Source organism: Paenibacillus sp. FSL L8-0502, from assembly GCF_038593055.1.
Classification (GTDB): domain Bacteria; phylum Bacillota; class Bacilli; order Paenibacillales; family Paenibacillaceae; genus Paenibacillus; species Paenibacillus polymyxa_D.
This window is the reverse complement of record NZ_CP151958.1, coordinates 2513639-2531492: the sequence shown is the minus strand read 5'-3', so window position 1 is coordinate 2531492 and position 17854 is coordinate 2513639. Positions and strand designations below refer to the sequence as shown.

At 53.9% G+C, this 17854-nt stretch carries 1 protein-coding gene (only partly in view); it reads right to left on the bottom strand.

The window, feature by feature from the left end; translation table 11 throughout:
- Positions 1-49: 49 nt before the first annotated feature.
- A protein-coding gene (locus NSQ57_RS11315) for a non-ribosomal peptide synthase/polyketide synthase (RefSeq protein ID WP_342426031.1) crosses the window boundary here: on the bottom strand, positions 50-17854 show its final stretch. It continues 24450 nt past the right edge of the window; 17805 of the gene's 42255 nt are visible here — the last part of the coding sequence; its start codon lies beyond the right edge, outside the window — the gene reads right to left on this strand; it ends in the stop codon at positions 50-52.

Here is a 17854-nt window from a genome sequence, read left to right as displayed (position 1 = left end):
CCGCCCTCTGCACACGCAAAGTGAACTCATTGCATTTTAGAAAACGGATTTAAAAAACAAAGTCGATGGAATCCGGTGAGAAGCCTTCCGGCCGCTCGTCCGAGTTAACCTGAATATCGCCTAACAGCAAATCTGGATCGATTCCAATCTGGGACAGGATCGCTATCAAATCTCTGGTTAATCTCTCAATAGCGTCGGCCCCAAACAGCTTCGTGCAATATTCAAACGAACCCTTGATTTCCCCGTCTTCATCACTCATAGACAAGGTCAAATCGAATTTGGAGATGCTGTGCTCCTGAACATATGGACTGAAGGACAGCGTTTCTAGCTTCGTTTCCTGCGACTCTGTATTTTGCAGTACAAACATGGTGTCAAACAACGGGTTACGGCTTGCATCCCGTGCTACATCCAGCTTTTCCACCAACTCTTCCAGTGGATAATCCTGATGCTCAAAGGCTTGCAGCGTACGATCTCTGGCTTCCTGCAAGTAGCTGTGGAACGTTTGGTTGCCCTTCGGCTGATGCCGGATGGCTAGCGTATTGACGAACATTCCGATCAGTGGCTCCAGCTCAGGCAACAAGCGGCCTGCTACTGGCGTACCGATGATCAAATCGTCCTGACCGCTGTATTTGGACAGCAGAACGGTGTAGGCGCTCAACAGCACCATGTACAGTGTACTTCCGGTTTGTGTCGCAATTCGGTGCAGTTGCTCGGATACATTCGCGTCCACTGTAAATTCATACATCGCACCTTCGAAGCTGCGAACAGCAGGTCTAGGATAAGCAATTGGCAAATTCAGTACCGGCAACTCTCCAGCTAAATGCTCCAGCCAGAAGTGTTCCCGGCGTTGGTATGATTCACGCTGCATCTCCTGCTGCTGCCACACGGCGTAGTCTTTGTACTGAATTTGCAGCGGCTCCAATGCCTGTCCTTCGTACAGTTGTACCAACTCCTGCACGATATTGTTCGACGATACACCGTCTGAAATAATATGGTGCATGTCGTACATCAGGAGATGGCGCTCTGGTCCGGTTTGAATAAGACGGACACGCAGCAGTGGTGCCTGGCGAAGGTCAAAGCTGCGTACAAAGGACTCGATATAGGCATCGGCTTCGGACTCCCTGGCTTGCAGGTGCTCTACTGCAAACTCCACTTGATCGTACACCCGCTGTACGACCTCGCCTTCCAGCATTTCAAAGGAAGTCCGCAGCGTTTCATGGCGAGCTATTAACTGACGGAACGCATCCTCCAGCCGATCGGCCTGAAGCGGTCCCTCCACGGTTAATACACCCGGCATATTGTAGCTGAGATCCCCACCTTCCAGATGGCTCAAAATGTACAGTCGTTTTTGAGCCGAGGAAACCGGGTAGTATGCCTGTTGCGCCGCCGCAGGAATCACCGTATAGGTGTCTGTGCCGTGCGTTGCGATGAGCTGGGCTTGCTGCTCAATCGTAAAGTGTTGGAACACCTCACGCAGCGTAATCCGGCTGTCCAGTTCCTGATGGATTTTGGCCACCAGCGTCGTTGCCCGCAGGGAGTGCCCACCCACGTCAAAGAATGAGTCGGTGACTCCTACGCTGGACAGCTTCAAGACATCCTGCCAGATTTGGGCTAGCTTGGCTTCCAGCGGCGTCCGCGGTGCAACGTACTCCAGGCCTCCTTCGAGGCGTGCTTCCGGCGCCGGCAGCGCCTTGCGGTCGATTTTCCCGTTCGGTGTCAGCGGGAAACGATCCAGTTGTACCACATACGTCGGGATCATGTAATCGGGCAGCTTCGGCTGCAGCGCATTCCGTAGCTCCGGCAAACTCAGGGACGCTGAAGCTATGATGTAGGCACACAGGTCCTTGTGTCCGTCTTCGTTTTCCCATGCTGTGACCACGGCTTTCTGAATGCCATCCACGGTCAGCAGCTGCGCTTCCACCTCACCCAGCTCGATCCGGTAACCCCGGATTTTCACCTGGTGGTCGATCCGGCCCAAATACTCAATACTGCCGTCTGGCATCCACCGTGCCAAGTCGCCCGTGCGGTACATCCGGTTTGCGTGAGTGCTGTCCGCTGGATCGGTTGCTGCCGCATCAGCGAACGGATTCAGGACGAACTTCTCTGCCGTCAGCTCCGGCAGGTTCAGGTATCCTCGTCCGACACCTGCACCCCCGATATAAAGCTCACCTGCGATACCGATCGGCACCAGCTGTTGCTGGCTGTTCAAGATGTACACCGACTGGTTCGCGATCGGCGTTCCGATGGATACCGTATGCTCCCCTTTTTCCAGCAGTGCGTTCAGGGACTCCACATCTTCAATCGTATAAGCGGTCGCATCTACCGTCGTTTCGGTCGGACCGTACACGTTCGTAATCACCGGACGATACCCGGACCACTTGTGCAGGAACACTTGTACCAGCTGCACGGATAATGCTTCGCCACCAATCAGGTAATGCTTCACTTCCGGCGCTTCCGTCACACTGACGCTTTCGTTCAAAATATGCAGATGCGCAGGTGTGCCGTCCGACAGATCAATCCGGTGCGTGCGGTAGTAGGCGATCAAATGCTCTCCGCTCAGGCTGACGTCACGGGACACCACATGCAGAGTGTGGCCTAACAGCAAGCTGGCAAAGATTTGCTTCACCGAAGCATCAAATACAAATGCTGACAGCCATGCGACATGAAGCGGCTGTTCGTAACGGCTGTATACTCGTTTCCATAAAGCATCTACCAGATTGCTAACACTGCCCTGCTCGATCATGACCCCTTTCGGCTGACCGGTGGTGCCTGACGTGTAAATCATATAGGCCAGGTTATGCGGGCCGGCGACAGGGATCAGGTTGCTCGCATCCTGTGCTCCCAGTTGAGCTTGAACGTCCTCGTCATCCAAGACTACAGCTCGAACTGTGGATGGCAAGCTGAGCGACAGGTTGGCAACTCTACTTGTAATCACGACCTTGGCCCCACTGTCTTGGAGCATGTAGTCGATGCGCTCCTGTGGATACATCGTATCCATCGGCACATACGCGCCTCCGGCCTTCAGTACCCCCAGAATGCTCACCAGAATATCCGCAGAACGTTCCAGCAATACGCCAACCGGTTGATCTGCTTCGACCCCTTCCGCTCGTAACACACGAGCCAATTGGTTCGCACGCTCATTTAGCTCAGTGTAGGTCAGCGCGGTGGCCCCAGACACAACGGCTATCCGCTCAGGGTTGCGCTTCGCTTGCTCTTCAAAGCGTTCGCTGAGCGAATGGCCTTGTAATGCTCCAAGCACGCTATGCGCATTCGGATCATTGAATACCTTCAGAATCTGCTCGGTTTCTTCTGTTGTAATCAACTCCAGCTCACCCAGCTTCGCATCCGGGTTCACCGCCACAGCTTTGGCCAAGCGAACAAAGTGACGCGTCATCCGTTCTACCGTTTCACGCTCGTACAACGCAGTTGCATACTGCAATCCGAACTGGATACCCGCCTCTTCCTCTCTGGCTTCCAGCGTCAAATCAAACTTCGCTGGCGTTTGTTCCAAGCCGTATGGACGGAAGCTCAGATCTGCCAGTTGCAGTTCGCCTTCCTCAGTGGTTTGCAGGGTAAACATCGTATCGAACAGCGGATGGTGGCTCATATCCCGCTTCACATTTAGCTTTTCCACCAGCTCCTCAAATGGGTAGTCCTGATGTTCATAGGCTTGCAGTGCACAAACTTTCACTTCTTCCACGTAGCTGCGGAAGGTATGTTCCGCTGTCGGATAGTTTCGCAATGCCAGCGTTCCGACGAACATCCCAATCATCGGCTCCAGATCGGCATGCGGTCGTCCGGCAATCGGTGTGCCGACTACGATGTCCTCTTGCCCGCTGTATTGGTGTAAGAGCGCGGTGTACGCCGCCAGCAGCACCATATACAGCGTGGAGCCTGTGTACGCCGCCAGTTCTTTCAGCCGCTCGCTGACTTCACGTTCCAGTCCGAACACCACCGTATCGCCTGCGGTACTTCGCACCGCCGGACGGGCAAAGTCCGTAGGTAGATCCAGTACAGGCAGTTCCCCCCGGAAGGTGTCGAGCCAGTACGCTTCCTGACGTTGCATCCACTCCTGATGGGCTTCGCTTTGCTGCCATACCGCATAATCCTTGTACTGTATACGCAATGGCGAAAGCTCTTCACCGTCGTATAAGCGGACAAATTCATCGGTCAGTACTCCCATGGACACGCCATCCGAGACGATGTGGTGCATATCGAGCATGAGTAAATGCTGCGATTCCTGCTCGGTTCCTTGTACGCCCAAATCTACCAAGCCTACCCGCAGCAGCGGAGCGGCTTTCAGATCGAACGGACGTACAAACTGCCGCACCCGTTCTTGTGCTTCCTGGCTGACCATCGTGTCCGTATCCGTGGTTGTATCCTGATCTGTATCCGTAGTCGCACCCTCTACCTGTACCTTTGTATACTCCACCTCGAACGGCACGGTGTCCTCAATCCATTGCACCGGCTCACTGTCCACCAGCTCAAAGCGGGTACGCAAAGTTGCATGGCGGGCGACCAGTTGACGGAACACGTCCTCCACTCGCTTCACGTCCAGCGGACCACTCACTTGCAGCACTGACGGCATGTTGTAGTTCACATCATTCGGGTCGAACTGATGCAGCACAAACAGTCGTTTTTGCGCCGAGGAAAGCGGGTAGAAGCTGCGTTCTTCCGTTACCGGAATGGACGCATACGCCACTTGATCCAGACCTTCCATGACCGTTGCCAGTTGTTCAATCGTTGGCGCTTCAAAAATACTGCGCAGTGGAAGCGGCTTGTTCAGCTCCTTGTGAATTTTCGAGGCCAGCGTCGTCGCCCGCAGCGAGTGTCCGCCAATCTCGAAGAAGTTTTCCTTCACACCGACCTGCGCCAGACCCAGCACATCCTGCCAAATTTGCGCCAGCTTCACTTCTACCCACGTCCGCGGTGCGACATAATCAGCTCCGCTTTGCAGGTTGCCTTCCGGTGTTGGCAGTGCCTTGCGGTCGATTTTACCGTTCGGTGTCAACGGCATCTGCTCCAGCTGTACCAAATACGAAGGCACCATGTAGTTTGGAAGCTCCTCGCCCAGTAAGCTGCGCAGCTCACCAGCGCTCACTTCCCTTTCAGCAACATAGTACGCCACCAATTGGTTTTGCCCCTGTTCGTCCGCCTGGGCCAGTACGATGACCTCTTGTACATCCTCCACTTTCAAAATTTGTGCCTCGACTTCGCCCAGCTCGATCCGGTAACCCCGGATTTTCACCTGATGGTCGATCCGGCCCAAATATTCAATGTTGCCGTCTGGCATCCATCTGGCCAAGTCACCCGTACGGTACATTCGTTCGTAGCCGGCTTCACCAGCTGCAAACGGATTTGGTATAAATTTCTCAGCCGTCAGCTCTGGGCGATCCAGATAACCACGGGCCAGACCCGGACCGGACACGCACAGTTCACCCGCTACGCCTACCGGAGCCAAATGTCCATGCACATCCACCATGTACACCCGATGATTCGGTATAGGGCGTCCGATGGAAATGAGTTGTCCTGCTCTCTCGTCCTCGGATACCGGCCAGACGGACGTCGCCACCGAGTTTTCGGTTGGACCGTAGCCGTTGTAGTACGCCACCTGATCCTTCCACTTGTATACCAATTCTGTTGAGGATGCTGAACCCGCAGTGAACAGAACACGCAGGTATGGCATCCGCTCCGGCTCCAGATACACCGCATAGGTCGGTGGTAACGTCGCCACCGTAATCTGATGTTCTGTCATATAATGTTCGAATCTCTCATAGTCCAAAATCGTCTCTGACGTTGGTACATACAACGTGGCTCCGCAGAACAGCGCCTGGAAGATTTCCCAGCAAGCCGCATCAAACGAATAGCTAGCAAACAGCAACGTATGATCCGACGTGCGGATCTTGAGCGTCTGATCAAAATACGTTTTCAGATTGCATAGACCGCGATGCTCCAACATAACACCCTTCGGCTGACCCGTCGTACCTGACGTATAAATGACATAGGCCAGATCGTTCGGACCAGACAACGGCTCCAGATTGGAACCATCCTCGTGATACACACCCTGTGCCCCATTCAGCACCAGCACGCTACCGTCGAAAGCCACTTTATCAACCAGATGGTTTTGCGTTAACAACAGCTTCGCACCCGAGTCGTCCAGCATGTAGCGGATACGCTCCTCTGGATAGGTCGGATCGATGGGCACATATGCGCCCCCGGCTTTTAAAATCCCGAAGATGCCCACGATCATGTCCACCGAACGCTCGGTCATCAGACCCACCAGTCGATCCTTCGTCACGCCTTGACTACGCAAGGTGCGCGCCAGACGATTCGCACGTTCATTCAGCTCGCGATAGGTCAGCTGTTCTCCTTCAAAGAACAATGCTGGCTGTTCCGGTGTGTGTGCCGTTTGTGTCTCGAACAGGCCATGGATCGTTTGCTCGCTCGGATACTCGGCGGCTGTATTGCCCCATACGCGGAGAATTTGCTCGCGCTCCTGCGTACTTACCATATCCAGCTCCTGCACCCGAGTGTCCGGCTTCGCTACCACCTGCTCCAATAGCTGTATCAGATGGCCCTGAGTCCGCTTCACGGCTTCACGATCATATAACTTCGCATTGTATTCAAATCGGATTTTCATCGCTTCCTGCGGCATGACAACCAGATTGAAATCATAGTTGGTTTGTTCAATCATGCCGGCATTGCGAATTTCAAAGTCCGACGCTGCCCCTTCGCCAAGTTGCTCGACCTGCTCCTCCACCGGATAGTTTTCAAACACGATAATGTGGTTGATCAGGTCTTGCTTTTGCTCGGTCAAGGCTTGAATTTCATACAGCGGATACGTTTCATAATCTTGAGAAGTCAGCGCCTGTTTCTGATTCGTTCTGATCAGGTCGGCAAAGGTATCGTCAACCCCACTGCGGATACGTATTGGAATGGTGTTAATGAACAAGCCCACCATGTTTTCGATCCCCGAAATATCCGCTGGACGACCCGACACTACACCGCCAAAAACAGCGTCGTCACTACCGTTGTACTTTTGAAGCAGTAAGCCCCAGGCGGTTTGCAGCAATGTATTCGGGGTCACGTGGTGCTGCTTGGCCACCATTTCCATACGTCCGGTCAAGTCCTTGCCCAGATCGCACAGGATATGCTCAAATTGTGCATCGCCCGCTTTCACGCCTACTTTTCCGGTCGGAATCGAAGTTTGCTGATCATAGCCGAGCAAATAATCCTTCCAGTAGGAAGCTGCTGCTTCTTCATCCTGTGCTTCAAGCCACTCAATATACTGACTGTATGGAGTCACGGGGGCAAGCTTCGGCTGTCTATGCTCCACGGCTGCAAAATAAGCCTCAAACACCTCATCCGTGACTAACGCCACACACCAGCCATCCATCAAGATGTGATGAGAGCTCCACACAAAATAATAATCCTCATCACCTGTTCGTAAAATCGCCACGCGCATCAACGCATCCCGGGACAAATCGAATCCGGCTGCCTTGTCCTTGCGAATAAATTCCTGCACATACGCGTCACGTTCCTGCTCATTCAGATGACGCAAATCTTCACATCTGAAACCAACCTCCTTGCGGCGGAAAATCACCTGCACAGGCTCATCCTGCCAACCGCTGATGAAATTAGCTCTAAAGATCTCATGCCGCTGCGCCAAATGATTCAAGCTATCCTGGAAAATATCCGCTTGGAAACGTCCGTGCAAATCAAAGGTCGTTTGTTCAAAATAAGCCCCGGATGCTGCATCCATCAGACTATGGAACAACATGCCTTTTTGCATCGGCGTCAACGCATAGACATTTTCCAGTTCCCCGATGTCACGAGTCCGTTCTACCAATTGATCCAGCTCGGCCATCGTTACATGTTTAAGCATGACATCGCTTGGCGTCAGTTCTTGCTGTTTGCGGCCTGTGCAATGCGTAATGATTTCCTGCAAGCTGGTTCTGAACTGTTCAGCTAACTGCTCCATCGTTTCACGACGATATTCCTGCTTGCTGTAGCTGATTGTCAATTGCAGCTTACCTTCCGAAATCAGTCCGTTCATATCCAGCGTGTGCGTTCTGGCTGCATGGGCGCTAAGCTCTGCACCGCTAGAGTAAGGAGATACGCCAAAGGACTGACTTTGCATATCTTGATCAAATTGTCCCAAATAGTTAAAGCTGATTTCAGGTTCGGTCACAAAACGCTCTGGCTCACATGCTGCGGACAGGTATCTCAACATCCCGTAGCCAATGCCCTTTTGCGGAATGCGGCGGAGTCCTTCTTTCACCTGTTTGATGCGCTGTGAAAGGTCTTGCCCCACGCTCATATCCAGCACCACCGGGAATTGGGTCGTAAACCAGCCCACGGTGCGCGTAATATCCAGTTCTGGCAGAATGGATTCCCGCCCATGGCCTTCCAGGCTCACGAGCACTCGTTCCAGGCCCGCCCAGCGATGAATCGTCAGTCCCAATGCGGTAAGCAGCAAATCATTCATCTCCGTGTTGTAGGCACGATGCGCCTGTTTTAACAACTGCTCCGTTTCCTGAGCTGTCCACGTAACTGTCATGTTCTCGCTGTCCCTATTCAAGGAATGAGAAGGGGGCTCGTCTTTTGGAAGCGGCTGATATACGCCATGTTCCATTTCCTTCCAGAATCCAAGTTCTGCTGCCATAGCCGGACTATTCGCATATTGAGACTGCCCATCCGCCCAGGTGCGGAACGAATCCGTTTTGTGCGGAAGGCGAGCCGTTTGTCCGTTCAATGCCTGCTCGTAGGCGGTTGTAATATCCTCGAACAAAATGCGCCAAGATACGGTATCCACCACCAAGTGATGAATCGCCATCAGCAAATGATCACCATCTGGGCAATGGAACAGCCCCAGTTTCACCAGCGGTCCTTCGCTTAACTGAATACCCGCCTGAATTTCATTCACTTTAGCCTCGATCGCCGCTGACACCTCAGTCTCATGGCTGAGGTCTATACGTTCCAGCGTATACAGCTCGCCCTCCCCAATTGCGCGATTCCAGGCTTCATATCCGTGCTCCGTAGGACGGAAAACGATCCGCAGTGTGTCGTGATGGCTAACGATTTGATCCATCGCCGTGCGCAGGGCCGGTTCATCAAAACCATCCTTGCTATGCAGCATGATGGACTGGTTATGATGATGAGCATCCGTCAGGTTTTGCTCAAAGAACCAGTGTTGAACAGGTGTCAGCTTCACAGCGCCCACCACTTCGCTTTGATCCGCCAATCGGGTCACCGATTGAACTTTCAGTGCCAAGGCAGACACGGTTGGATGACTGAACAGGTCTTTCATCTCCAGTCGATAACCTGCTTGCAGCAATCGGGAGGATACTTGCAAGGCCTTAATCGAATCGCCACCCAGCTCAAAGAAGTTATCCTGCGCACCTACCGCTTCCACGCCGAGCACCCCGGCCCATACCGCAGCCAGTACTTGCTCCACCGTGGTACGCGGTGCCACATAGGCTGCACCCGTATGGATGCTTCCTTCCGGTTCCGGCAAGGCCTTACGGTCGATTTTACCGTTGCTGGTCAGCGGGATCGTCTCCAGTCGCATCAAACGTGCAGGCACCATGTGCGCTGGCAGTCCGGCTTCCAGTTCGGCCTGTACCTCCTCGATCCGCAGCTCAGCTTCTCCTGTGATGTATCCGCACAAGTACTTGTGTCCACGCTCATCCGTCCGGTCGATGACTACCGCTTGACGTACACCCGGCACCCGCTGGATCGCCGTTTCGATCTCGCCCAGCTCGATCCGATAGCCCCGGATTTTCACTTGATAGTCCATCCGGCCGATAAAGTCCACATTGCCGTCCGGCATCCATCGCGCCAAGTCACCTGTGCGGTATAATCGTTCACCTGGCACGAACGGATTGGCTACGAATTTCTCGGCCGTCAGGTCCGCACGGTTCAGGTAGCCTCGTGCTACCCCAGCTCCGCCAATGCACAGCTCACCCAGTACGCCGATCGGCACCGGATTCAGCTGGCTGTCCACGATGTAGAAGCGTGCGTTCAGCCATGCCTGTCCAATCGGCACATTACCGCTGCTTGGCAGCTTCGACAGTTCTTCGTCGTAGAAGCTGGAGTCGATCGCCGCTTCCGTAACACCATAGCTGTTCATAATGCGAATATCTGCGCCAAATCGTTCTTGCAACACCCGATAATCCGTCACGCTGCAGCTATCCGAGCTGGTAATCAGCAATTCCAAACTGCTCATGTCCAGTCCCTGCTCATATACATGCTGCATAAACGGTACGATCAAGGCTGGTGTGGATTCGAACACCGTAATCTGATAGTCGTGAATCCAGCCATACAGACGGCTCGGATCAATGCGGTCGTCTTTCGGACAGATAACCATCGTGCCGCCGTTATAAAGCGTCCGCGCGATATCACCGACGAACACGTCGAAGGAGAAGCTCGCCAGCTGCAGCAAACGTACCGGGAACTGGTTCAGGCGATAATCCCGACGATACGCCGCGGCGGTATTCACCAAGCTGCGATGCTCGATCATGACGCCCTTCGGACGTCCCGTTGTCCCTGAGGTGTAGATCACATACGCCAGATCCTGCGGTTCGTTGATGTGATTGACGTCTGTGGTATCTCCGGTGTACAGCGACTCATCGTCCAGTGCCAGTACGGTGTGCAGACGCAGCCCTGTTGCGGGTTCGGATGTAGGTTGGCTTTCCTCGAGCCATGCCTGTGCACGCTCCTGCAAGCCGATTTGGGTCAACAGTACCGTCGCACCACTGTCCTCCAGCATGAAACGAATACGTTCGGACGGATAATCTGCATCCAGCGGCACATAGGCGCCTCCTGCCTTCCACACCGCCAGTACGCCAACCAGCATGTCGACCGAACGTTCACTCAAAATGCCAACAATCGACTCGCGTCCAATGCCTTCATTTCGCAGTCTACGGGCTAATTGGTTCGCACGCTCGTTCAGTGTGCGGTACGTCAGTTGTTGTTCCTCGTACACCACCGCCACATGATCTGGTATAAGCTGGGTCTGTTCTTCCACATAAGTATGGAATAAGCCTCCTGCTTCAGCAGTAACATCCGATACTCCCACATCTCCAAAACCGTAGATGATTTGTGCCTTCTCCTCGACAGTTACCATATCCAAAGCTGCCAGTGGCTGCTGCGGATGAAGAGTAATCGCACGTACAAGTTCGGTAAAATGCTGTGCCAATCGCGCGATGGTCTCAGGCTTGTACAGCGCCGTGCTGTATTCCAGACTGCACAGAATGCCTTCCGGCTGCTCCACGGCATCCAAGGTCAGATCAAATTTGGCCGTATGATTGTCTGTCGGATACGTTTTAAAGGTCAGACCTTCCAGCTCGAACTCCTGCTGCTCAAATGTTTTCAACTCAAACATCGTGTCAAACAGCGCATTCCGGCTCGTATCCCGCGTTAAATTCAGCTTTTCAACCAGCTCTTCAAAAGGATATTCCTGATGTTCGTAAGCACTGAGCGCATGCTCTTTGACCTCTTGCAAGTAATCTAGGAACGTTTTGTCACCAGCCGGATAATTGCGGATCGCCAGCGTGTTGAGGAATACGCCTACCAAGCCCTCCAGCTCCGCATGCGGTCTTCCGGCAATCGGCGTGCCGACGATAATGTCTTCCTGTCCCGAATATTTATGCAAAAGCGTGCTATACGCGGCCAGCAATACCATGTACAAGGTGGAGCCGGTTTGCGCGGACAGCTGTTTCAACTGTTCGCTGTCCTCCAGGCTGATCGCAAATTCCAATCGCGCTCCTTCCAGACGCTGTACGACTGGTCTTGCAAAATCCGTAGGCATATCCAGCACCGGAATGTCACCAGCCATCGTGTTCAGCCAGTAGCTTTCCTGCTCACGAAGCCGCTCACTTTGCATATCTGCATGCTGCCAAACCGCATAGTCCTTGTACTGGATGCTCAGTGGCGGCAGTTCCTTGCCTTCATACAATTGAGAGAACTCCTGCACGATAATTCCTTCCGTGACGCCATCCGAAATAATATGGTGCATGTCATAGAGCATGACGTGACGCTCCGGTCCGGTTTCCACCAGCTGAACCCGCAGCAACGGTGCTTGTGCGAGATCAAATGCGCGTACAAAGTCTTGGGCATACTGCTGGGTCTCTTCTTCGCTTGCCTGCACATGCTCCACGCTGAATGCGACGCCCGATTCAATCCGTTGAATCACCTCACCATCCACCATCTCGAATCGGGTTCGCAGGGCTTCATGACGGGCAATCAGCTGGCGGAAGGCTTGTTCCAGTCGCATTTTATCCAAGGAGCCTTCGATAATCAACGCTCCTGGCATGTTGTAGCTAACCTCTCCACCTTCCAGGTGACTCAGCACGTACATCCGTTTTTGCGCCGAGGAAACAGGATAATATTCACGCTCCTCCGCCACAGGAATAGATACATACGTTTGCTGGGTCTGATCTTCACCCATCACCTGCACCAATTGTTCAATCGTCGGATATTGGAAAATATCTCGCAGAGCCAGCTTGTAATTCAGCTCCTGATGGATTTTCGCCATCAGTGTTGTCGCGCGCAAAGAATGTCCTCCGACTTCAAAGAAATGGTCCTTAATACCGATCTGCGGATGATTCAGAACACTTTGCCAAATACGTACCAACTGCTCTTCCAGCGGTGTGCGCGGTGCCACGTACGCCGTGCCTCCTTCGAGGCGCGCTTCTGGCGCAGGCAACGCTTTGCGGTCAATTTTTCCGTTCGGTGTCAGCGGGAAACGATCCAGTTGTACCACATAGGTCGGGATCATATAGCCCGGCAGTTTGGGCTGGAGTGTGCTGCGCAGATCCGGCAAATTCAGCGCCTCCGAGGCTACGACATACGCACACAGATCCTTGTCTCCGTCTTCGTTTTCCCAGGCGGTGACGATGGCTTTCTGAATGCCGTCCACGGTCAGCAGCTGCGCTTCCACCTCGCCCAGTTCAATCCGGAAGCCCCGGATTTTGACTTGATCATCCATCCGGCCGATAAAGTCTACATTGCCATCCGGCATCCACCGCGCCAAATCGCCTGTGCGGTACAACCGTTCACCCGCTACATACGGATTCGCTACGAATTTCTCGGCCGTCAGGTCTGCACGATTCAGGTAGCCCCGTGCCACCCCGGCTCCACCAATGCACAGCTCACCCAGTACGCCGATCGGCACCGGATTCAGCTGGCTGTCCACGATGTAGAAGCGTGCGTTCAGCCACGCCTGACCAATCGGCACATGGCCGCTGCTTGGCAGCTTCGACAGTTCTTCATCGTAGAAGCTGGAGTCAATCGCCGCTTCGGTGACGCCGTAGCTGTTCATAATGCGGATATCCGCACCAAACCGTTCTTGCAGCACCCGGTAGTCCGTCACACTGCAGCTGTCCGAACTGGTGATTAGTAGTTCCAGACTGCTCATGTCCAGCCCCTGTTCATGCACATGCTGCATAAACGGTACGATCAGGGCTGGAGTCGATTCGAACACGGTTATCTGGACATCGCGAATCCAGCCATACAAACGGCTAAAATCAATCCGGTCGTCTTTCGGACAAATGACCATCGTGCCGCCGTTATAGAGCGTCCGTGCAATGTCCCCGACGAACACGTCGAAGGAGAAGCTCGCCAGTTGCAGCAGTCGGACTGGGAATTGGTTCAGGCGATAATCCCGGCGATACGCCGCAGCCGTATTCACCAGGCTGCGATGCTCGATCATGACGCCCTTCGGCCGTCCGGTTGTCCCGGATGTATAGATCACATACGCCAAATCGTGCGGTTCGTTGATGTGATCGACGTCTGTCGTATCTCCGGTGTACAGTGACTCATCGTCCAATGCCAGTACGGTATGCAGACGCAGCCCTGTTGCCGGTTCGGATGCTGCTTCGCTGTCAGACTTCGAATCTGATTTCAAGCCTAAGTTTTCATTTAGGCTGTCTCTTTCCATCGTTTCAGCACCAGCCGCTGTTTCCAACTCACCCTCAGTCTGCCCTCCGGCCAAGGCCTGTCGGCTTTCCCCAAGCCATATCTGTGCTTGCTCCTGTAAGCCGATTTGGGTCAACAATACCGTCGCACCACTGTCCTCCAGCATGAAACGAATGCGTTCGGACGGATAGTCTGCATCCAGCGGCACATAGGCGCCTCCCGCCTTCCACACCGCCAGTACGCCGACCAGCATGTCTACCGAGCGTTCACTCAAAATGCCGACAATCGACTCGCGTCCAACGCCTTCATTCCGCAATCTCCGCGCCAATTGGTTCGCGCGCTCGTTCAGTTTCCGGTAAGTGAGCTGCTCCTCCTCGTACACCACCGCCACATGATCTGGTACAAGCTGTGCCTGTTCTTCCACATAGGTATGGAACAGGGCTCCTGCTTCAACTGCAGCACCATCCGTTACTCCCACTTCTCCAAAACCGTAGATGAGTTGCTCCTTTTCCTCAACGGTTACCATATTCAAAGTTGCCAGGGGCTGTTGTGGATGGTATGCAATAGCTCGAACGATTTCCGCAAAATGCTGTGCCAATCGCGTCATGGTCTCAGGCTTGTACAACGCCGTGCTATATTCCAGACTGCACAGAATGCCTTCTGGCTGCTCCACTGCATCTAAAGTCAGATCAAACTTGGCCGTATGATTTTCCAGCGGATACGAATTCAGGGTCAGACCTTCCAACTGCAACGCCTGCTGCTCCAAGGTTTTCAACTCAAACATCGTGTCAAACAGCGCATTTCGGCTCGTATCCCGCGTCAAATTCAGCTGTTCAACCAGTTCTTCAAAAGGATAGTCTTGATGCTCATAAGCACTGAGCGCATGCTCCTTCACCTCTTGCAGATAATCCAGGAACGTTTTGTCGCTGGACGGATAATTGCGAATCGCCAGCGTGTTAATGAAGACACCCACCAGATTACTGAGCTCCGCATGCGGTCGTCCTGCAATCGGCGTGCCGACGACAATGTCCTCTTGGCCTGTATATTTGTGCAAGAGTGTGGTGTACGCCGCCAGCAGCACCATATACAGGGTAGAGCCTGTTTGCGAAGCCAGTTCTTTCAGGCGTTCACTAACCTCACGCCCCAGTGCAAACTCGATCGTATCCCCTGCCGTACTCTGCACCGCCGGACGGGCAAAGTCGGTTGACAGATCCAGTACAGGCACTCCGCCCCGGAAGGTGCCCAGCCAGTACGCTTCCTGACGCTGCATCCACTCCTGATGGGTTTCGCTTTGCTGCCATACGGCATAGTCTTTGTACTGAATCCGCAATGGCGACAGTTCTTCACCGCCATACAAGCGGACAAACTCATCGGTCAGTACCTCCATCGACACGCCATCCGAAACGATATGGTGCATGTCGAGCATGAGTAAATGCTGGGATTCTTGCCCTACTCCTTGGACACCCAGATCCACCAAGCCTACCCGCAGCAGCGGTGCAGCTTTTAGATCAAACGGACGGATAAACTGCCGTACCCGTTCTTGTGCTTCCTCGCTAATCCTCGTGTACGTAGCCGTAGTCGTACTCTCTACCTGTACCTTCGTATATTCCACCTCGAATGGCACGGTATCCTCAATCCATTGCATCGGCTCATTGTCTACCAGCTCAAAGCGGGTACGCAAGGTTGCATGACGATCAATTAGTTGACGGAACACGTCTTCTACTCGTTTCACATCCAGCGGACCGCTCACTTGCAGCACTGACGGCATGTTGTAGTTCACATCACTTGGATCAAACTGATGCAGTACATACAGTCGTTTTTGTGCTGAAGATAACGGGTAGAAGCTGCGTTCTTCTGTTACCGGAATGGACGCGTACACCACTTGATCCAGACCTTCCAGAACGGCTGCCAGTTGTTCAATCGTGGGTGCTTCAAAAATACTGCGCAGGGGAAGCGGCTTGTTCAACTCCTTGTGAATCTTCGAGGCCAGTGTCGTCGCCCGCAGCGAGTGTCCGCCAATCTCGAAGAAGTTTTCCTTCACACCGACCTGCGTGAGGCCCAGCACCTCCTGCCAAATGTGTGCCAGTTTCACTTCCACCCACGTTCGCGGTGCGACATAATCGGCTCCGCTTTGCAGGCTGCCTTCCGGTGCTGGTAGGGCCTTGCGGTCAATTTTTCCATTTGGACTCAGCGGCATTTGCTCCAGTTGTACAAAGTAGGACGGCACCATGTAGCTTGGCAGTTCCCGGCCCAGCTCACTTCTCAGCTCGCTGGCTCCTAGCTCTTGCCCCGCGACATAGTAGGCCACCATGTGTTTTTGGCCCGTTTCGTCTGCACGAGCCATGACAACCGCTTCTCGCACGGACGCTACTTGGAGCAGCTGCGTTTCGACCTCGCCCAGCTCAATCCGGTACCCCCGGATTTTCACCTGATGGTCGATCCGGCCCAAATATTCAATGTTGCCGTCCGGCATCCATCTCGCCAAATCGCCGGTGCGGTACATCCGCTCATACCCGGCTTCCCCGCCGGCAAACGGATCTTTCACAAATTTCTCGGCCGTCAGCTCCGGACGGTTCAGATACCCACGTGCCACACCGACACCACCGATGCACAACTCCCCTGCAACCCCAATCGGCTGCAATTGCTCCGTGCCTTCCTTCACGATGTACAGGCGAATGTTTTGAATCGGTTTTCCGATCGGAATGACTGCATATTCTTCCGTCGGCTCGCAATCAAAGTACGATACGTCCACCGTCGCTTCGGTTGGACCGTACAGGTTGATCAGCTTCGCTCCGGTCAGGCTCGACACGAGCCGCTGGAAGCGAGCCACATGCTGTGGCGGCAAGGCTTCACCACTGGCAAAGACATGACGCAGCGTTGCCAGTTTCGCTTGCATTACTTCCCGTGGCTGCTGCTCCACATACTCCAGGAACGCATGCAGCATGGCAGGTACAAAGTGCATCGTGCTCACGCCATCGCGGACAATGGCGTCGACGATCTCTTCCGGGTTCTTTTCCCCGCCCACGGACAACAGGCTCACCTTCGAGCCGACCAGCGACCACCAGAACAGCTCCCACACCGACACGTCGAAGGTGAAGGCGGTCTTTTGCAGGATCGTATCTTCCGCACTCAAGCCGTACCGATCATGCATCCACAAAATCCGGTTCAGAACGGAATGGTGCTCAACCATCACGCCCTTCGGTTTTCCCGTGGAGCCAGACGTATAGATGACATAGGCGACATGATGCGGCCCGGCCAGTGGCTCCAGATTCGAACCGTCTTCGTGGTAAATGTCCTTGCCAGCCTGCTCCTGACGATCCAGCACCAGCACCTTGCCGTCGAAGCTCAAGGATGCTTGCTCTGCCAGATGCGATTGCGTCAGCACCAGCTTCGCTCCCGAATCCTCCAGCATGAAGCGGATGCGGTCGGCCGGATATTCTGGATCAATTGGCACGTAGGCTCCGCCTGCCTTGAGGATCGCGTAGATGCCTACGATCATCTCTAGCGAGCGCTGAACCAGTATGCCTACCGGCTGATCCGGTTCAACACCTTCCGCACGCAACGTCCGAGCCAAACGGTTCGCGCGCTCATTCAGCTCCGCGTAGGTCAACGATTCCGCTCCACACAGCACTGCCACTTGCTCCGGTGTGCTCGCTACCTGCTGCTCGAACAGTGAACTTAACGTCTGATCTTGCGGATAATCTGCCGCCGTATCTCCCCACACCTGAACGATCTGCGCCTGCTCTTCCGGTGTCACCAATTCCAGCTCATTCACACGGATATGCGGATTATTCACGATTTGCTCGATGACATGCAGTACATGTCCCTGCATCCGCTCGATCGTAGACCGATCGTATACATTGGCGTTATATCTGAACATGATGCGGAAAAGCTCATCTGGCATCACAATCAAGTCCAGATCATAATTCGTTTG